The organism is Lysinibacillus sp. fls2-241-R2A-57 (genome assembly GCF_030209535.1).
Lineage (GTDB): Bacteria > Bacillota > Bacilli > Bacillales_A > Planococcaceae > Lysinibacillus.
The window spans coordinates 14,497-32,847 of sequence record NZ_JARVRU010000116.1 but is presented as its reverse complement, the minus strand read 5'-3'; the positions used below and the strand labels follow the sequence as shown (position 1 = coordinate 32,847).

General features: G+C 35.5%; 19 protein-coding genes. 15 read left to right on the top strand and 4 right to left on the bottom strand.

Annotated elements, in window-relative coordinates:
* Window positions 1–91 precede the first annotated feature (91 nt).
* The gene (locus QRN68_RS17755) at window positions 92–331 is read right to left on the bottom strand and encodes a hypothetical protein (protein ID WP_285398236.1); all 240 of its coding nucleotides are present in this window, start codon (window positions 329–331) and stop codon (window positions 92–94) included.
* Between the two features lie 713 nt (window positions 332–1,044).
* Between QRN68_RS17755 and QRN68_RS17750 the strand changes: the two genes are divergently transcribed.
* The 8 genes from QRN68_RS17750 (at window position 1,045) to QRN68_RS17715 (ending at window position 9,322) form a co-directional block, all read left to right on the top strand.
* Window positions 1,045–2,139: a sugar ABC transporter substrate-binding protein gene (locus QRN68_RS17750; protein WP_285398235.1), complete on the top strand. Its 1,095-nt coding sequence runs from the start codon at window positions 1,045–1,047 to the stop codon at window positions 2,137–2,139.
* 177 nt (window positions 2,140–2,316) lie between these two features.
* Window positions 2,317–3,816, top strand: a complete 1,500-nt coding sequence (locus QRN68_RS17745; RefSeq protein WP_285398234.1) for a sugar ABC transporter ATP-binding protein — start codon at window positions 2,317–2,319, stop codon at window positions 3,814–3,816.
* Entirely contained in the window at window positions 3,803–4,600 is a 798-nt protein-coding gene (locus QRN68_RS17740) for an ABC transporter permease (RefSeq protein ID WP_350224361.1), read from the top strand. The genes QRN68_RS17745 and QRN68_RS17740 overlap by 14 nt, the downstream gene beginning before the upstream one ends.
* Before the next feature lie 188 nt (window positions 4,601–4,788).
* Complete coding sequence (gene mtnK / locus QRN68_RS17735; protein ID WP_285398233.1) at window positions 4,789–5,982, top strand: S-methyl-5-thioribose kinase; 1,194 nt, start codon at window positions 4,789–4,791, stop codon at window positions 5,980–5,982.
* Window positions 5,982–7,016, top strand: a complete 1,035-nt coding sequence (gene mtnA, locus QRN68_RS17730) for an S-methyl-5-thioribose-1-phosphate isomerase (protein ID WP_285398232.1) — start codon at window positions 5,982–5,984, stop codon at window positions 7,014–7,016. The genes mtnK and mtnA overlap by 1 nt, the downstream gene beginning before the upstream one ends.
* 20 nt (window positions 7,017–7,036) lie before the next feature.
* Window positions 7,037–7,825, top strand: a complete 789-nt coding sequence (locus QRN68_RS17725; RefSeq protein WP_285398231.1) for a DeoR/GlpR family DNA-binding transcription regulator — start codon at window positions 7,037–7,039, stop codon at window positions 7,823–7,825.
* A 43-nt stretch (window positions 7,826–7,868) separates the two neighbouring features.
* Window positions 7,869–8,522: an L-fuculose-phosphate aldolase gene (locus QRN68_RS17720; RefSeq protein WP_285398230.1), complete on the top strand. Its 654-nt coding sequence runs from the start codon at window positions 7,869–7,871 to the stop codon at window positions 8,520–8,522.
* 296 nt (window positions 8,523–8,818) lie between these two features.
* The gene (locus QRN68_RS17715; RefSeq protein WP_285398229.1) at window positions 8,819–9,322 is read left to right on the top strand and encodes a GNAT family N-acetyltransferase; all 504 of its coding nucleotides are present in this window, start codon (window positions 8,819–8,821) and stop codon (window positions 9,320–9,322) included.
* 121 nt (window positions 9,323–9,443) lie between these two features.
* Here QRN68_RS17715 and QRN68_RS17710 read toward each other — a convergent pair whose 3' ends face one another.
* A complete protein-coding gene (locus QRN68_RS17710; protein ID WP_285398228.1) occupies window positions 9,444–9,860 on the bottom strand; it encodes a carboxymuconolactone decarboxylase family protein in 417 nt (138 codons plus the stop codon).
* 133 nt (window positions 9,861–9,993) lie between these two features.
* Between QRN68_RS17710 and QRN68_RS17705 the strand changes: the two genes are divergently transcribed.
* From QRN68_RS17705 to QRN68_RS17685, 5 genes are all read left to right on the top strand, one after another.
* Entirely contained in the window at window positions 9,994–10,434 is a 441-nt protein-coding gene (locus tag QRN68_RS17705) for an Lrp/AsnC family transcriptional regulator (RefSeq protein WP_285398227.1), read from the top strand.
* A gap of 395 nt (window positions 10,435–10,829) precedes the next feature.
* Window positions 10,830–11,111: a GNAT family N-acetyltransferase gene (locus QRN68_RS17700; RefSeq protein ID WP_285398226.1), complete on the top strand. Its 282-nt coding sequence runs from the start codon at window positions 10,830–10,832 to the stop codon at window positions 11,109–11,111.
* Between the two features lie 435 nt (window positions 11,112–11,546).
* Window positions 11,547–12,056: an ATP-binding cassette domain-containing protein gene (locus QRN68_RS17695; protein WP_285398225.1), complete on the top strand. Its 510-nt coding sequence runs from the start codon at window positions 11,547–11,549 to the stop codon at window positions 12,054–12,056.
* Window positions 12,053–12,817: an ABC transporter ATP-binding protein gene (locus QRN68_RS17690; RefSeq protein ID WP_285398224.1), complete on the top strand. Its 765-nt coding sequence runs from the start codon at window positions 12,053–12,055 to the stop codon at window positions 12,815–12,817. Before QRN68_RS17695 ends, QRN68_RS17690 begins: the two co-directional genes overlap by 4 nt.
* Entirely contained in the window at window positions 12,814–15,291 is a 2,478-nt protein-coding gene (locus QRN68_RS17685; RefSeq protein ID WP_285398223.1) for an FtsX-like permease family protein, read from the top strand. Before QRN68_RS17690 ends, QRN68_RS17685 begins: the two co-directional genes overlap by 4 nt.
* A gap of 446 nt (window positions 15,292–15,737) precedes the next feature.
* Here QRN68_RS17685 and QRN68_RS17680 read toward each other — a convergent pair whose 3' ends face one another.
* The gene (locus QRN68_RS17680; RefSeq protein WP_285398222.1) at window positions 15,738–16,217 is read right to left on the bottom strand and encodes a VanZ family protein; all 480 of its coding nucleotides are present in this window, start codon (window positions 16,215–16,217) and stop codon (window positions 15,738–15,740) included.
* The gene (locus QRN68_RS17675; protein WP_285398221.1) at window positions 16,214–17,113 is read right to left on the bottom strand and encodes an aldo/keto reductase; all 900 of its coding nucleotides are present in this window, start codon (window positions 17,111–17,113) and stop codon (window positions 16,214–16,216) included. Before QRN68_RS17675 ends, QRN68_RS17680 begins: the two co-directional genes overlap by 4 nt.
* 76 nt (window positions 17,114–17,189) lie before the next feature.
* Here QRN68_RS17675 and QRN68_RS17670 point away from each other — a divergent pair, with 76 nt between their 5' ends.
* Complete coding sequence (locus QRN68_RS17670) at window positions 17,190–17,726, top strand: NUDIX domain-containing protein (protein ID WP_285398220.1); 537 nt, start codon at window positions 17,190–17,192, stop codon at window positions 17,724–17,726.
* 73 nt (window positions 17,727–17,799) lie between these two features.
* On the top strand, window positions 17,800–18,312 hold the full coding sequence (locus tag QRN68_RS17665; protein WP_285398219.1) for a hypothetical protein: 513 nt from the start codon (window positions 17,800–17,802) through the stop codon (window positions 18,310–18,312).
* The last annotated feature ends 39 nt before the right edge of the window (window positions 18,313–18,351 follow it).

Genomic DNA, 18,351 nt, shown 5'->3' with positions numbered 1-18,351 from the left:
CCGTACGTACGGTGGTGTGAGAGGTCGGGAGTTAATCACTCCCTCCTACTCGATTTTTATCGGAGAGATTTCGAGATTTATCGGAACAATTTTATGTTTTATCGGAAAGATTCTTAGATTTATCGGAATGATTTTTGTTTTTATCGGAATAATACTCAATTTCACCGACATTATTCAGAACTCCCTTAATAATGGTCGGAGAAATTTGAATACCGGAATTAACGATCTCAAGCACTTTTTTCTGAAGTGTTGGAGTTAGTGATAAATTTTCAATTTGTAAATTTTTAAGTACACGATTAAATTCAGGAGAGTTTAATTGGATTTGTTTCATTTTAAATTGCTCCCTTCTCTTACTTCTTATTATGTGCTGTTGTGACAACTTCGACAATCAAACACTTTCGTATAGTTTCTTTCAAGACAATATGGAGTTCAATAGAGTAATTTTTTCAAAGTCTATCATAAATTATTATTTCTGTATTAGGAATTCGTTGGTGAAATTATGGCTCATCCTCAAAGGTTGTGGATGACATTTTTAAAAATATAGGGCTGTATACTAGTTGATCTTCGTTCCAGCTGGGCGACTCCTTGGGGCTCAGCGTCACTGATGAGACCCTGGAGCGAACAACGCGAGTGAAGCGGCTCATCGGACGCCCCAAGGAAAGCGCCCAGTCGGAACGGAAACTACGCTAAAAAAACAAATCGTTTGAAGAACTTCTAAACTAAAGAAAAACAGTGAATCCAAATTTTTCAGATTCACTGTTTTTTTGTTTTTATCGGAACATTAATCACAATAAATATACTTTGCCAAATACTATCTTTATATACGATTTTAAATATTCTTCTGTATTGTGAAATAATAAACATTCCAATCAACATTTTAGTTTGAAATAAACAAAATGTATTTTGTTATGAAAAAAAATAACTAAAAAATGATTTAATTTAACAATTTTAGTTGACAAAAAATATTCAGAATAATATGATAATTACGAAATCTGTGATTAACCGAGAGTTTCATATAATTTTTAATAGAAAAGGGGGATTTTCTTGAAAAGGTTTGGAATTTCGTTGGTGGTTCTTGTGTTAATGATTGTTTTGGCAGCTTGTAGTAATGATAACGGGAATGCTACTAGAAGTAACACAAATGAAATAATCGAAGGTGTGCCTGAAGGTGTACAAAACGGCGTAAAAATTGCTGTATTACGTAATCTAGCTTCAGATGATCATACGAAGCAATTTTTAGATGGTGCGCGTAGGGAAGGAGAAGCTTTGGGGTTCAAGGTGGATACGCATATAGTTGAAAATAATGATGCTAAGTTCCAGGAATTAGTTTCACAAATTACACAGCAAGACTATGACGGAATTATTATTTCACACGGTAAAGAAGACTATTCATATGACATGATAAAGCCTGCAGTTGATAAAGGTATTAAAGTGACATTATTTGATACGGTCGCTAAAAAAAATGGTCAGAGTTTAGATGGTGTTACAGCTACTTTTCAAGATGATTATGAATTAGCTCGATTATCTCTACAAGAAATTGCAGATTTAAGTACAGAGCCTGTAAAGGTTATTAAACTATGGTTTGGAGGACTATCTCCGTTAGATAGACGTCAGGAAATTTATAAAGAATTCGAGGAGAAAGGTGAGATTGTCACTTTGGAAACAATTGGACCGACTAATTTCCAAGATATACAAGGTGACATTGCAGCAAAAGTAAATGCCGTTTTAGCAAAATATCCTGAAGGTACAGTAGATGCTATTTGGGGCTCATGGGATGAGTTAGCAAAAGGAGCTTATAAATCATTAGTAGATAACAAACGTTCTGACATTAAATTAATTTCAATCGATGTATCAAATCAAGATATTAACTTGATGAAAGAAAACAATAGTCAATGGATTTCCACAGCTGCTGTAGACCCAGCGCTAATCGGCCGTATGAATATGCGTTTAATGGCAAAAAAATTAGCGGGTGAAGAAACTCCTGAAGAGTACGATTTAGCTGCAAAGTTAATTAAACAAAGTGATTTAAAAGACGACACGACGATGCTCAATTTAAATGAAATTATTGATGGCTGGGGTGTATCTTCTGATTTTGATGAGGGGTGGATGAAAACTCTACGTGAACACTATTCAAAATAATACAAAGATGACGTCTTGTTTTCAACTTCTTTCAGCGGGTGTTCAAACACCCGCTGAAAGAAGTTATAGCCTCCGGCGGATGTCACGGAATTATGCCGAGGCATAATTGATTAAGACGTTTTCTTTTACCTTAATGTGAAAGGCGTGTTAGCTATGAAAGCCAAGACCGTCATTGAGATGAAAAAAATTTCAATCGAATTTCCTGGTGTGAAAGCTTTAAGTGAAGTCGATTTCCAATTAGAGTCAGGCACGATTCACGCTGTCATTGGTGCTAATGGGGCTGGAAAATCGACTCTTATGAAAATTCTCTCAGGAGCCTATCCACATTATACGGGGGATATTTTTATAAACGGTGAACTAGTTTCTATTACTGATGCGAAAAAATCAAAGGAACTAGGTATAGATATTGTTTATCAAGAAGTTGATACAGCGTTAATACCTTATTTAAGTGTTGCTGAGAATATTATGCTTGATCAACTGATATTCGATAAAAAATCAATTATCAATTGGCGAAAAATCCGTCAACGTGCGAAAGAAGTGCTTAACCGAATTGGTATTGAGTTAAATACTGAAAAAAAGGTCCAAGATATCTCTTTAGCAGATAAACAAATGGTGTTAATAGCGAGAGCCATAATTCATGAGAGAAAATTTCTTATATTAGATGAACCTACTGCCCCTTTAAGCCAGGCAGAAACTGAGAAATTGTTTTCTATAGTCCGAGATTTAGTTAAAAATCATCATCTTGGAATTGTCTTTATCTCTCATCGGCTTCCGGAACTATTTGAAATCTGCGAAAAAATCACCATCATGAAAGACGGAAGAATCGTAAAAGAAAGCTTGATTGAAGAGATTACTCAGAATCAAGTTATTGAACAAATGCTTGGTAAAACTTTCGATTTAGTACATCACAAACAATTAAAAGAAAAAGGAGAAATAGCCTTACAGGTCAACCATCTTGTCGATGATTCAGGCTTGGTCAATGACGTATCTTTTTATGTTAAAAAGCATGAGATTATTGGTTTGGCTGGTTTAGTGGGAGCTGGTAAAACAGAATTATGTAAAGCGATATTTGGTATGTCAAATATTAAATCTGGTGCTATTGAATTGTATGGAAAAACGATTAAAAATCTAACTCCTTACCATGCTGTTAAAAACCATTTCGGATTGATTCCTGAAGAACGTCGTAAAGAAGGAGTATTTGTTGAAGAGCCGATTTTCAAAAATTTATCGATGGCCAATTTACAGCCATTCACACGTTTAGGTAGTTTTATTAAACAAACAAAAGAACGAGAGGCTGCTCGATCGATGATTCAAAAAATAGGCGCTAAAACACCGAACGAACTACAAAAGGTTGCGAATCTTTCTGGTGGTAATCAACAAAAAATCGCAATTGGTAAATGGTTAATGACCGATGCAGAAATCCTTCTGTTTGACGAACCTACAAAAGGCGTCGATGTTGGGGCGAAAAGTGATATTTTTAATCTAATTGATGAACAAGCAAAAGAAGGAAAAAGCGTTATCTATGCAACAAGTGAATTAAGTGAAATTTTGTTAATTACAGATAGAATCTACGTGATGTACGACGGGAAAATTGTGAAAGAATTAGTCACTAGTGAAACGACAGAGGATGAAGTCATGTTCTATGCTACTGGAGGCGAAGCGTATGCAAGAGCGTAAAAACAATCAAGCTCTTATATTTATTAAGGATTGGGCAATTGTATTAGCTGTTATTTTGTTGATTATTATTTTCACCGTTACTATCCCTAATTTTATGCAAACAAATAATGTTTTAAATATTTTAAGAAGTATTTCAATCGTTACGATAATAGCGGTTGGATTAACGGTTTCATTATCTGTTAATGGTTTTGACTTGTCGATAGGTTCAACAGCTACATTGGCGAACTCAGTTGTTGTATCTATGTTTGTATGGTTTAGTATGCCAACTGGTGTATCTATTTTGGTAGCTATTTTAGCCGTTCTTTGTGTAGCACTATTTAATGCATTTTTAATCGTAAAAGTGAAGATACCTGATCTGTTTGCCACATTAGCAACTATGTTTATTGTTGAAGGTGTTGCGATGACCTATACAGGGGGCGGTTCAATCTCTGTTGGTATGCCTCGTTTGGATGGAACACCAACAGAAGGTGAAATTTCAGATTTCTTCTTATTATTAAGTAAGACACCTTGGATTATTTTAATCATGTTAGTCATCGTTATTTTAGTGCATTTATTTTTAACATATACGAAACATGGACGCTTTTTATACGCTGTTGGCGGCAATGAAGAAGCAGCAAAATTATCGGGGATTCCTGTTAACCGTTATAAAATGTTAGCTTATATTTTTTCAGCGGTTTTAGCAGGAATTGGTGGGTTATTGCTCGCATCTCAAATCGGGTCTGCACAAATTAATGCAGGTGCAGGCTATTTAATGCCAGCTGTTGCTGCTGCATTTATAGGGTAGTCATTTGCTGGTCATGGTAAGCCAAATGCCATTGGAACATTATTTGGAGCCGCATTAGTCGGAGTTTTAGAGAATGGATTAGTCATGTTATCAGTTCCTTACTATTCTTTAAATATTATAAAAGGACTTGTTTTAGCATTTGCGCTAGCTTCAACGTATTACAGTAGAAAAAAATAGGAGGTATTGTTATGTATTCCAAATATTTTTTAATGAACGAAGAAGATGTTAAAAGCTATGTACAAGCAAAAATTAAAGATTTTAGTGGAACACTATTTAGTGACGAAATTGGTGATGGCAATTTAAATTATGTATTTCGCGTAAAAAATGAGCAAGGTAACTCTGTCATTGTCAAACAAGCTGGTCCACAAGCTCGTATTTCTGAGGATTTCGTGTTATCTACAGACCGAAACCGAATAGAAACCGAAGCTTTAATAATTGAAGGTGAATTTACCCCTTCCCTCGTACCAAATATTTTACTGTTCGATGAAGTTATGAGTTGTTGTGTGATGGAAGATTTAAAAGGCTTTGAGATTATGAGAAAGCAATTAAACGTATTTAAAACGTACGATCATTTCGCCGAGTTAATTTCTACTTTTATGGCAGAGAATCTTATTCGAACAACGGATTTTTTGCTAGATCCAAAAAAGAAAAAAGAATATCAAAAGCGATTCATCAACCCCGAGTTATGTGAAATTACAGAACATCTAGTTTATACAGAGCCTTATATTAATTTTAAAGAGCAAAATATTTTAACCTCTGGAAATGAAGAGTGGATTCATTCATTTGTATACAAAGATACAGCTCTTCATTTAGAAGTTGCTAAACGGAAAATGCAGTTTTTAACAGAGGCTCAAGCGCTTTTACATGGTGATTTGCATACAGGTTCTATTTTTATTAATGATGAAACATTGAAGGTCATTGATCCAGAATTTGCCTTCTATGGACCTATAGGTTATGATGTGGGGAATTTAATTGCTAATCTAACGTTTTCCTGGGCAAGAGGATTAGCTTACGAAGAGGACGAATTTGTTTCATGGATTGAAGAAACATTACTATCTACTATACAATTATTTCACAAAAAGGCACGAAGCATTTTAGCCACATCAACAGAGCAGTTTGCTGTTTACACAGCCTTACTCGATGATTATATGGATCGAATCAGTCGAGATGCATTTGCCATTGCAGGAATTGAGATGAACCGTCGCATAATTGGCTTAGCTAAAGTAGCAGATATTACGACCATTGAACCAATTGATGCTCGTATAACAGCCGAAAGACGTTGTTTAAAGATTGCGAAAGAGTGTATTTTAAATAAGGAAATTAGCCATATTCAAGGCTATATAAAGCTATTACAAAAATATAAGAATGGGGTGTTGATTTAATGGAATTAAATACAATTGAATGGAAAAATGATACACTCGTTCTATTAGATCAAACAAAATTGCCAAATGACATTGTGTACGTAGAAATCCAAACTGTAGAAAAAGTATGGGATGCCATCCATACAATGATTGTACGAGGGGCTCCTGCCATTGGTGTAACAGCAGCTTATGGGGTATATGTGGCGATTCAGCACTTTGAAGGTTCTGTTACAGCTGCAAAGGAAGAAGTACAAAAGCATGTACAGTATTTAGCCACTTCTCGTCCAACAGCTGTCAATTTATTCTGGGCTTTAGAAAGAATGGAACAGAAAGCCTTGCAAATAGAGACAAATGATTTAGTAGCATTCCAGGATATTTTATTACAAGAAGCGATTGCTATTCATACTGAAGATATCGAGATTAATCGTTCCATAGGTGAACATTTATTGACGCTGTTGGAAGATGGCCAAGGGGTACTAACTCATTGTAATGCCGGGGCTTTGGCTACGACAAAATACGGCACAGCAACTTCTCCTTTTTATTTGGCAAAGGAGCGGGGGATGAGTTTTAAAGTATTTGCTGACGAGACTAGACCTCGTTTTCAAGGTGCCATGCTTACTTCTTTTGAACTCTTTAACGCTGGTATTGATGTTACGTTGATTACCGATAATATGGCAGCGACGGTGATGGCACAAGGCAAAGTACAGGGAGTCATCGTTGGCTGTGATCGTGTAGCTGCTAATGGCGATGTTGCTAACAAAATTGGGACACTCGGTGTGGCCATTTTAGCTAAATACTATAATATTCCCTTTTATGTAGCGACACCAACACCGACGATTGACTTACACTGCCCAACTGGTGCGGATATCCCGATTGAAGAGCGGAGTGTAGTTGAAGTGTTAAAACCAGCAGGACAATATGTCGCGCCCGCTGATGTGAAGGTGTACAATCCTTCTTTTGATGTGACACCCGCTGCCCTGATAACAGCGATTGTCACGGAAAAAGGAATCATTAAACACCCGACAGAAGAAAAGGTGCGTGCAATTTTTAACTAATCAAGGATAGGATGACACGCATGACAAATTCTCTGAAACGAAGACAAGATGAAATTAATAAACTAGTGAACCAAAAAAATTACGTAGAAATCTCAGACTTAAGCGAACGATTTCAAGTATCAGAGATGACGATTCGACGCGATTTAGAAAAGATGGAAAGTGAAGGGTTATTAATTCGTGTATTGGGTGGCGCAAAGCCTATCCAAAAATCCTTTGTTGAAGATAATTTAAATTTTCGCGCATCTGAGAACTTAGAAGCTAAGCAACTAATGGCCCAAGAAGCAGCTACATTAATCCAGGATGGAGATGTAATTGGCATTGATGCAAGCACTTCGGCTGCAGAAGTCGGTAAATTGATTAAAGGGATGAAGAATATAACAGTCGTTACGAATAATATAAGTGTTGCCCTTGATTTAATATCGAGTGAAGTGACGACGATTTTACTCGGCGGTTATGTACGTCCAAACTCTATTTCGACTATGGGAACATCTTTAAAGAAATATATGGAATCTATCAATATCGATAAACTGTTCATATCTGCAAGAGGCTTGACATTACAAGAAGGATTAACTGACTCAACAATTGATGAGGGCGAAGCTAAACAAGCGATGATTCACAAATCTAATGAGGTAATTGCACTTATTGATCAGAGCAAGGTTGGCGTGAAAAAATTATTCCAAGTCATGCCAGCCGATGCTATTTCTACAATTATCGTTGATGAAATTAAACCGTTTAACGAAGAACAGCAAGAAGTCGTTAATGAATTTTTGACAAGTAATTTAGATTTACGCATTGTGCGAAAAAAATAAGTCGTCACCATATTGCGATAAAGCAATGGGAAGGTGGAATTAGATGAGACTTCAAACAGAGCGAGAAAAAGTTGTTCGTCATTGTCAATTAATGATTCGAAATGGATTAACAAAAGGAACCGGTGGAAATATTAGTATCTATGTTCCTTCCGAAAATTGCGTCGCTATTAGTCCAAGTGGTATCCCTTACGAGGAGCTAACCGCTGCTGATATCGTTTTGATTAACTTAGAGGGGCAAGTAATCGAGGGGCATCATAAACCTTCTAGTGAATGGGCGATGCATACAATGGTGTATAAAAGACGTCCAGAACTTAAAGCGGTTGTGCACACGCATTCTATTTTTGCCAAAACACTTTCTTGTTTGCGTGAGGACTTACCTGCCGTCTCTTATTTGGTTGCAGTGGCAGGTAAAGCGGTTCAATGTGCTGAGTATGCAAGCTTTGGCACACCTGCCCTTGGTGAAAATGCACTTAAAGCAATGGAAGGTTCGAAAGCAGTCTTACTGGCTAATCATGGTTTGTTAGCAGGTGGTGAAAATGTGGAGGAAGCTTTTAATATTGCTGAAGAAATAGAACTATGTGCGGAGGTATACGTTCGTGCTAGATCTATTGGTACACCAGTTATTTTAGATGATAAAGAAATGACATATATGTTAGAGCGATTCCAAACATACGGAAAACCACTAGAAAAGAAATAATCATATAAATCCCCCTCGAAAGCTTCTTAGCAACTTATCGAGGGGGATATTTTATTTATCGGAAAGATTTCGAGATTTATCGGAACAATTTTATGTTTTATCGGAAAGATTCTCAGATTTATCGGAATCATTTTTGTTTTTATCGGAACATTTAGTTGTGAAGAAGAATGAATTTACATTATATTCCTTAGATGATAAAATTAATCCCCTATAATGAAAAATAGGGGACGCTGCCAATAACATATATCTCTTTATAGTTATAGTTTAGTTATAATCTATGAGATAGGAGAGCAAAAATGATTGAATTAAGCACGCAAAGATTAAGAGTAATCCCATTAAACGCAAAGTATTTAGAATTACTAATTAATGAAGAAAAGACTTTGGAAATAGAGTTGTCATTAAGTAGTGCAGAAGTTTTTGTTGATGAAGAACTTAAACAAGGTTTGAAGTTTAGACTTTCGAAAGTATTAGAAGATGAGCAAAATTATATTTGGCACACGAATTGGTTGATCGTGTCGAAAGAAAAAAACTGTATTGTTGGTGGTATCATGCTTAAAGGTTTGCCGAATGAAAAGGGTGAGGTTGTAATTGGATACTACACCTTTTCACACTATCAGGGAAATGGATACATGACAGAAGCTGTTACAGCGCTTAAAAATTGGTTACTGCGCCAATCTACTGTTAAATATGTGATTGCTGATACTGACAAAAATAATTTAGCCTCACATCGGGTGTTAGAAAAAGCAGGAGCGATATTATATACAGAAACCGATGCACTCTATTTTTGGAGATTCGTTTAACATCAAATTAAAGACAAAGAGGCAAATAAAAAAGCGTGTTTTGAAAAAAGATTGATCAAAACACGCTTTTTCTATATTCAGATTCAGTACCGGTTCGTTGAAAAAGAGTTAGGAATCTATGTTATATTCCAACAGCTTCTAATTTCATAATGGCACCAAAATATTGTGAAGCAGTGGTAAAGGAGATAAATGCACATAGTTCACTTATTTCCTTTTCTGTAAAATATTCTCGAAGTATATTGAAAATAGAATCTGATATATCGCCCCTTTGCTTTAAAAATACTTCTGCAAATCCTACTGCAACAGATATTTTTTCATTAAAATTATCAGGTTCAGGTTTTCCTTTTGCTTTACAATACTCACAGCCGCTACTTTGAGCTAATGTTCGTCTAACCTGTTCTTTTAATCCAGAAAGTAACAGTCCGTCTTTTTCTAATGCATCTCCTAAGTGTGACCATGCTTCCATTACTTCTTTGTTATGTCCTAAAAGTCTTTGAAAAGGTGTTTCTCCAAAATTAGATTCCTCAATTCTTGTCATTTAAAGTGCCTCCTTGTTATATTAAATATAAGTTAATTATAAAAAAAAAAAATTACAAAATCACATTAAATTAAAGATGAATAAGTGGTAAAATGTTAAAATTATTAACGAATATTGGAGGATTTATTTAAAAATGAAAATAGATGATATTGATAGAAAAATAATAGATGAATTACAAAATAATAGCCGTTTATCAATGAGTGAACTTGGAAGAAGAGTGAAATTGTCTTCCCCATCCATAACGGAACGAGTAAGACAAATGGAGTCATTTGGGTTGATAAAAAAATATACCTTAGAAGTTGATTACGAGAAATTAGATTTACCAATCCAATGCATAATAGAAGCAACTGTTAAAAATGGTGACTATAAGTCTTTTAAAAATTATATAGAGAAACTTTCAAATGTAGAATTTTGTTATCGTATTGCAGGAAATGCTTGTTATATGCTCAAAATGCATTTCGAAACCTTTGCTAAAGCAGAGAAGTTCATTGATACCGTTAGTCCATTTGCGCAAACTGTAACACATTTTATTTTTTCAGAAGTTCAAACAAATTTAAGATTTGATATGGACTGATCATTTCTTATCTAAAGATTACTTCTGCGCGTTACTTCAATAAGAAAGGCCACCAGTATGTTGGCAGCCTTTCACATAAGCACATATTGTTGGTTTGAAAATAGTTGTACTGTTTATAAAAAAGTTTGAATAAAACCTCTGCATTAAAATGGTTCATCACCAAAAGTCGTGGATGACATTTGTTTAAACGTATGCCATATAGGTTGATGGGGGTGGAGACTGGGCGACTCCTTGGGGATCAGCGTCACAGATGAGACTCTGGAGAGAGCACCGAGAGTGAAGCGGCTCATCGGACGCCCCCCCCCCCGGGAAGCTCTGCTCTGTAGCGAAAGCAAAGCATCAGCTACAAATGTTTTATCTGCGCGAAAGCGAAGCGTCAGCGGCAAAGCGCCTAGTTGGAACGGAAATCAACTACACGTTTTGGTGAAGAGCCATTTTATTTACTTACTTATTCAGCAATCGGGCCAAGAATCCACTTTGATCAATCTTTTTTCAAAACGGGCTACATGACGGAAACTGTTAGTATGATGAAAGATTGGTTACTACGTCAATCAAATGTTAAGTATGTGATTGCTGATACAGGGAAAAATAATATTGCCTCACATAAAGTATTACAAAAAGCTGGTGCAACGTTATATTCAGAATCTGAAGAACTATATTTCTGGAGATTCCATTAAAGTAAGTTCTGTATATTGAAAAAATAATAAAGTGTTAAAGTGTTATTATCCCCTTCAAGTAGAAAATGTAGATAGGCTATGATATTAGTCAATGCATTCCTACTTGAAGGGGCTTTTTTTATGAGTAGAACCAATAATGTGTATAAAACTACTAAATTAAATATCTGGTGTAGAGAAGATGCTTTAGCGCATTAGTGGAAAATATGAGTTCGGGGTAAGTTTTTTGGGGGAATTTTCCTTAGAAACTCATGAGTATCTTTAGCTTACATAAAAACTAGTAATGTCTAAAAAATGTCGTTTCCGAATTTGAATAATATGTAATAACACATATACATTATATTATTTTGATTGTATTTAGGTTAAAGTGTAATTATATTCAAATTATGGTTATTTTATGGGTATTTTAATAATTATTGTTGTTGAGGTAGGTGAACGATGGAAAAGTTAGGAGATGCATTGAGTTCTTTTGTAAAAAATTACAGTTTGTTGAGTGAGTTCGAACCATGCTTAAAAACGCTTCCGGTACAACATGAGGATGGGAATTTTAGCCGATTAGAAACGCATTTGACAAAAGAAATTAAAGATGGTGCTGAGCTATCAGGCGGTGAGTGGCAAAAGGTGGCTATTGCGCGTGCGTTTTTAAAAGATGCAGAACTAATTGTCTTAGATGAACCAACTTCAGCCCTAGACCCCATTACTGAAATGAAAGTGTTTGAATTGTTCCACGAACTCTCACGTAATAAAACCACCATTACCATTTCTCATCGTATCGGACCGACTAGGTTGTCAGATCGTATTTTAGTTATGGAGCATGGACAAATTGTTGAAGAAGGTAGTTTCCAAGAGTTAATGGAGAAAAAAGGACTTTATTATGAAATGTATCAAATCCAGGCTAGATATTATGAAGAACCCTTAATTCAAAATAAGGAGGAGTATGTGACATGAGCGAGCAATTAATTTTAAAGGTATCACAATTAAATAAGGTATATGAGGCAGCTGATAATCGTGTTCATGCTTTGAAAAATGTTAGTTTTCAATTATCAAAGGGGGAATGTGTAGCCATTATGGGAACTAGTGGGTCAGGAAAAAGTACACTTCTAAACATTATAGGTGCTATGGATCAGCCGACCTCAGGTGAAATTGAAATAAACAATATGAAACATTATATGAATCAGTTTAAAGAACCTCATGCTACACTTTTTCGACGGGAAAATATCGGATTTGTATTTCAATCGTTTCAACTATTGAAAGATTTGACGGTGGAAGAAAATATTGCTTTACCTTTAATTTTAAAAGGGCTAACCGCGGATGAAGTTAAACAACGAGTAAATGAGATGATTGCACTAGTTCAACTAGAGCCATGGAGTAAGCATCGACCAATAGAACTTTCAGGAGGCCAACAGCAAAGGGTGGCTATAGGACGTGCGCTCATTACAAAGCCACCAATTATTTTAGCAGATGAGCCTACCGGAAACCTCGATTTTAATACATCAACAGAAATTTTAAAAAGTCTATTTGAAATGAAAATAAAGCTCCAACAAAGTATACTGATGGTCACGCATGATGCATATGTAGCAACGTATGCAGATCGTGTATTGTTTTTCAATGATGGTGAGATCGTAGATGAATATAGATGTCAGCATTCGCACCAGGATATGGATACCATTTTACATAAATTCAAAGTCATAATGGAGAGAAATGTATGATAAATTCGGTCTCACAATTAGCATTCCGTTTTTTTAAGCATAGTAGATTGCTTGTCTTGACATCGGTGTTAGGAATCCTTTTATCTATTTCTTTAATTATAACAATGATGATGTTTATTTCCTCTGCGAAACAATCGATGGTAGATGAACTCGAAATGATGTTTGGAGATATGGATTTAGCGGTTGGCTACAATGATGATGATGGCAAAGTAATTAATCAAGAGCTCTATAATCGTTTAACAGAAATACCTATGGTTGATAAGCATTCTGGTGTGTTGTTAACACATTTATATATAGAGCAAATTAATGGTTATGTGTATACAATTGGAGCGAATAGTGATGAATTAACCAAGAGTCGCTATCATTTTAACGAGGATCTTAACTATGGTGAAATAATTTTAAATGAATCTCTAGCAGAGAAGTTAGCAGTCTCAATAGGAGATCCTGTGATAATTGAAGGTGTCACGTATTATGTAAAAGAAATCAAATCTGATTTAGTTCAAGCCGGACCTACTGTTCATAATATAGTTGTGAATAGCAAGCAGCTTCAAGAAATAAAGGAAGACCAAAATAAGACGGATGCTGTGGCAACGTACATTTTAATGACAGTACATGAAGAAGAAAAAATCTATAATGCAGTGGAACAAATACGTAAGATAGACCCAGATTTACGCATTGACATCGCTAAAGAAGAAGATTTTATAAAAAATAATTTAAATCTTCTGTATCAATATATGGTTGTTTTATCTGTGCTCGTGATTTTAATGACTTCTTTATTTATCATAACGAACTTTGATGTCTTTTTATATAAATACAAGAATCAGCTCGCTATTATGCGTTCAGTGGGGGCTTCGACACGTCAGGTTTTTCAAGTAATGTTCATTCAATCCTTCTTTATAAACATATTAGGATGTTTGGGAGGACTGCTTGTAACGTATTTAACGTATGGTTTTCTATATCCAGGTTTAGAAACATTGTTAGGGTTAAATGTACAGGAAAAAACTTTTAATATTGGATTAGCTACTACTATAACAGCAATTGGTTTTGTTATTTTACAAGTAGGTATGTTGATTCCAGTATATAAAAGCAGTAGAATCTTACCTTTGAAAATAGTTCAGTCTAATGAAACTATAGATGTTTCTTATCCAAAATTACGTTGGAGGATAGGCTGTATAAGTCTAATAATAAGTTGTGTATTAATAATACTATCAAAAATAATTGCGGATCAACGAATTGAGCTCGTATTAATTGCAGCACTGATGTTTTTAGTAGGAGTTGTATTGCTACTTCCGTTCATCGTTAAATCTCTGTTGTATTCCATCCAGCGTTTAATTAAACCTAGTTTAGGAAATGTTGCATATACAGCTATTAATATGATGATTCCTCAAACAAAGCGAAATGCCTTTGTTATTACCATCATTGTCTTAATGGTTACTGTAACACTATTTGGTTCTAGCTTTATCCAAACTATAAAAATTTCAGATGAAAATTATATCCATGATCAGTATTACACAGATATTTTAATTAGTGCACCAATAACTGATCAACAATATTTTAGTCCTCAAGAGCTACGTGAAGCATTGCAGAAAGTTAATGCATTAGATTCTACGATGCTATTTAGTGTAAGTGCTAGTGGAAAAATATCGAAATCTACAGAAGAACAGCTCAAAACGGGTATTCCTTATGTGTATACTTTTTTTGAGGATTTAACAGCTAATTTTAGTAATACAGCAACAGGTATAATTCTCACAAAGAGCTTGGCCGACCAATTAAATACTAAAATAGGAGATCAACTAGATTTTATGTCAGTTGATGCGGAGGATTTCCAGGTAGCTGAAGTCGTGGATATTGTTGAATCGCTACCTAATGATTACCAGTTTACGATTGACTTTAGAAGTACATTTGGAAGGAAATTAAATTCTAACGACGAAAAATTTAAACCAATTATAGAATATGTATATATTGAATCAGTTGATCATGAAGCAGCACTAGGGGGGCTACAGGAGGTTGTTCGACAATTCCCTGAGTTACAAGTAAGTAGTTATGATGAAAGCTTGGCGCAATCAAAAGAAATGTCGATGCAACGAACGGCAATCTTTATTATTGTATTAATGATTATTTTAATAAGTGTAATGCTAGGTATCATAAATACCTTAATTAGCAATATTAATTCTAAAAGGAGAGAATTGTCGATATTAAGAGTTATTTCGATGACTAAGAATGATATTGTCCGGTTTATTACAACGCAAGTAATATGTTATATCGTTCTTGGAGTGGCGATTGGAACTGCAATAGGGCTTATTTTTACATGGATTGTCAGTCAAATCGATAAAACGCTGTTAATAATAAATTTCGATTTATATGGACTAGTAGTAGGGTGTATGTTCTTGCTTACATTGATGGTATTTATACCATATGGATTGAAGATTGGAAACCTTCATATAATGGATGAGTTAACTCAAGATAATAAATAGCTTTAAAATTAATGAACTGATGTAACGGAGATAGATAGTGATTATGAATCCCACTTGAATAGATAATGTAAAAAGGCTGGGACATAACTGGTCAAAACCTAAAAAAGCGCGAGAAATCAATTTTAGAAACGTTGATTTCTCGCGCTTTTCTGTTGTAAAAATTTTTAATTTTACTTTGAAAATATACATATGTCCCAGCCTCATACTTTTCTACTTTGGGGGTTTTTCAAAGTGCAATATCTTTTACCTAGTAGTAGGAGCGTTAGAAAAATAAAAAGCAAGGTGTACGGAACTATCTTTCACTCTATCAAGAGTATTTTACATATCATACGAATGTCATCGACAGTTACAGGGTGAGGGGCTTTTATCACAATTTTTGACGATTCATTCACCAAGTACCGATTGTATATCGACTCTAGATGGCTACAAATTCCATTTTAAAGTGACTACTTAGTAGGGAAAGATATTTGTTTTTTATTTATCTTCCTCACTAGCACCACAATCCCAACAAAAAAAATTGCGCCAGCTGTATCCAAAATAACATCCTGTCCGTTCATCGTGCGTCCTGGTGTAAAGCTTTGGCGAAGCTCATCCAGCACTGCAATAAGAGCTGTTCCAGCAATAGCGACACCTACAGCGAACCGACGTTGCCCCCAGGCAAAATAAATACCGAGTGCAATACAACCAAATCCAACAAAATGCGTTAATTTCCGAATTAAAAATTCTACAAATTTAAAGTAACCACGCTCTTCAACAGAAACAACTGTGTCCCAATAAGGAATTTTTAAAACAGATAATTGTTTCTCAAAAGGTTTATTTGCCAATACTTGCTCCAATTCAGGAATAATAGACTGCTGTTCATAGGTCATGCTAGAGGAAATAGCAAGCACTACTAAAAATGCGATTAAGATAAGCCATTTTTTCATCGGTGATCTATATATTGTTCTGTTTTTGTTAGTTCATTTACTGCTGTAAAATCTGTTATTGAATCAATTTTTTCATAGGCAGCGAGTGTTTGTGCCAGCTGTTCCTGTGAGCTTGCACCTATTACTGTTGAGGCTATAGTAGGTTCCTTTAAATTAAAGGCAATTGCGAGTGCATGTAAATCATCATAATGTGAAGCCAAGCCTGTTAATGTTGTTGTTAACTCGTCTGCCGTATATGTGTTAAATCCATTGGCACGCTGTAAACGTTCTTTCCAACTATTAGTTAATAAACCCTTTGCAACGGTACCGCGTGTTACAACGGAAGATCCTTCACTTGCAATAAAGTCGAGCCATTCCTCTGGACGGCGATCTAAAGCACTATATTGCATCATGACACTTTTCGCAGAACTTGCTGGTAAAAAACGCTTTAGTACATTTGGGCGAATAGAGGAAATACCATATTCTCGAATCAATCCATCCATTTTTAACCCTTCAAATGTGTCGATAATGCCATCCCAGTCGTCCTCAATAGTGCCACCATGTAACTGATAAACATCAATATAGTCAGTATCTAGTCGTTTCAAGCTAGCGTGTAGAGCTTCCTTTATATAAGACGGGGATGCATCCCAATGCCAACCTTCTTTACCTTCTGTCCATCGATTACCAACTTTTGTAGCGACGATAACATCCTGACGGCGCTTCCCTAAAATAGCGCCAATAATTTCTTCATTTGCCCCAAAATCATATAAATCGGCTGTATCGATATAATTAATGCCAGCATCTAGTGCCATATCGACAATAGCAGCTGCCTTTTTCTTATCTGTCGAAAGAGACATGCCCCCTAAACTTATTTCTGAAATAAACAATTCACTTGAGCCAAGCTGTCTTTTTTTCATGTGAATGACCTCCTTCGATTTCTCTACTTGTAATGGTACAATGAACATATCTGAAGAACAAGCGAGGTTATAGTCAATGAAAAAGTTTGAGGAAAAAACGACAAAGACTACGCCCATTTATGACGGGAAAATTGTGAAATTACAGGTTGATGATGTCACTTTACCGAATGGTAATGTTGCAAAAAGAGAAATTATTAAGCATCCAGGTGCCGTTGCTGTTATTGCAGTTACCGATGAAGGAAAGTTAGTATTGGTGGAGCAATATCGTAAAGCTTTAGAACGTTCAATTATTGAAATTCCAGCTGGAAAGCTAGAACCTGGTGAGGAGCCGATTGTTACAGCGCGTCGTGAATTAGAGGAAGAAACGGGTTACGGTGCACAGAGCTTTACCTTTTTACAAGCTTTTGCAACATCCCCGGGCTTTGCGGATGAGATCATTCATCTATTTGTGGCAAAAGATTTATATAAAATTGAAAACAAAGCAGATCTGGATGAAGATGAATTTGTCGATTTATTAGAAGTTTCGTTGGAAGAGGCGGGGCAAATGGTTGCAGATGAGCGTATATTTGACGCCAAGACAGCGTTTGCAGTACTTTGGCTTGCAGCACAATAAGAAAATAATCTTTAGCATAATAGAAGCGGACGAGCATAAGCTGTACAAACCTTGATAGAAAAGGAGCATGTTTATGTCTCGTACGGTGTCTATATTTTATCACGCTTCCATTATTGCTGTGAGTTTTGTTTGTGGCGTTATCTTCTTTCATGTTATTGGTGGGCCGAATGCAGAGCCTTTTATTTTATTTATAGAGCCTCGTTTAGCAGAAGGGGACAGGCATTCTATATTTCGTTTAGTATTACCCGTTGTTGTGTCAATAGCTCTTGTGCTATTGCTGGCAACACATAGTGTCTTGAAAGTTTTAGTGCGCGTAACCGTGGCGATGCGTGCAACCTTTTTTGGCTTTAGCTCGGTTTTTTTATTACAAAAACTTGAAGCTTTTTGGGTTTATACGATTTGGTGGTTTCCATTTCAGCTCATCTATTGTATATTGTTGCTAATCCTATGCAATTTACTTGTACCCGCTTGGTCAAAGCGAAAAATCGGGAAAAATGTACATGGGCGGACAATTTTGTTGAATTTTATCGCATTTTTCATCATAATAGTGGCTGAGTTTATTGTAGTTTCTTATGTATTAAAATGATGGATATCATTCACGAAAATTAGATTTAGGTAAAAATTT

Bases quoted from the DNA above. Each gene is read 5' to 3' on its own strand.
- QRN68_RS17755 (WP_285398236.1), bottom strand. From the start codon at position 331: ATGAAACAAATCCAATTAAACTCTCCTGAATTTAATCGTGTACTTAAA.
- QRN68_RS17745 (WP_285398234.1), top strand. From the start codon at position 2,317: ATGAAAAAAATTTCAATCGAATTTCCTGGTGTGAAAGCTTTAAGTGAA.
- QRN68_RS17740 (WP_350224361.1), top strand. From the start codon at position 3,803: ATGCAAGAGCGTAAAAACAATCAAGCTCTTATATTTATTAAGGATTGG.
- mtnK (WP_285398233.1), top strand. From the start codon at position 4,789: ATGTATTCCAAATATTTTTTAATGAACGAAGAAGATGTTAAAAGCTAT.
- mtnA (WP_285398232.1), top strand. From the start codon at position 5,982: ATGGAATTAAATACAATTGAATGGAAAAATGATACACTCGTTCTATTA.
- QRN68_RS17725 (WP_285398231.1), top strand. From the start codon at position 7,037: ATGACAAATTCTCTGAAACGAAGACAAGATGAAATTAATAAACTAGTG.
- QRN68_RS17720 (WP_285398230.1), top strand. From the start codon at position 7,869: ATGAGACTTCAAACAGAGCGAGAAAAAGTTGTTCGTCATTGTCAATTA.
- QRN68_RS17715 (WP_285398229.1), top strand. From the start codon at position 8,819: ATGATTGAATTAAGCACGCAAAGATTAAGAGTAATCCCATTAAACGCA.
- QRN68_RS17710 (WP_285398228.1), bottom strand. From the start codon at position 9,860: ATGACAAGAATTGAGGAATCTAATTTTGGAGAAACACCTTTTCAAAGA.
- QRN68_RS17705 (WP_285398227.1), top strand. From the start codon at position 9,994: ATGAAAATAGATGATATTGATAGAAAAATAATAGATGAATTACAAAAT.
- QRN68_RS17695 (WP_285398225.1), top strand. From the start codon at position 11,547: ATGGAAAAGTTAGGAGATGCATTGAGTTCTTTTGTAAAAAATTACAGT.
- QRN68_RS17690 (WP_285398224.1), top strand. From the start codon at position 12,053: ATGAGCGAGCAATTAATTTTAAAGGTATCACAATTAAATAAGGTATAT.
- QRN68_RS17685 (WP_285398223.1), top strand. From the start codon at position 12,814: ATGATAAATTCGGTCTCACAATTAGCATTCCGTTTTTTTAAGCATAGT.
- QRN68_RS17680 (WP_285398222.1), bottom strand. From the start codon at position 16,217: ATGAAAAAATGGCTTATCTTAATCGCATTTTTAGTAGTGCTTGCTATT.
- QRN68_RS17675 (WP_285398221.1), bottom strand. From the start codon at position 17,113: ATGAAAAAAAGACAGCTTGGCTCAAGTGAATTGTTTATTTCAGAAATA.
- QRN68_RS17670 (WP_285398220.1), top strand. From the start codon at position 17,190: ATGAAAAAGTTTGAGGAAAAAACGACAAAGACTACGCCCATTTATGAC.
- QRN68_RS17665 (WP_285398219.1), top strand. From the start codon at position 17,800: ATGTCTCGTACGGTGTCTATATTTTATCACGCTTCCATTATTGCTGTG.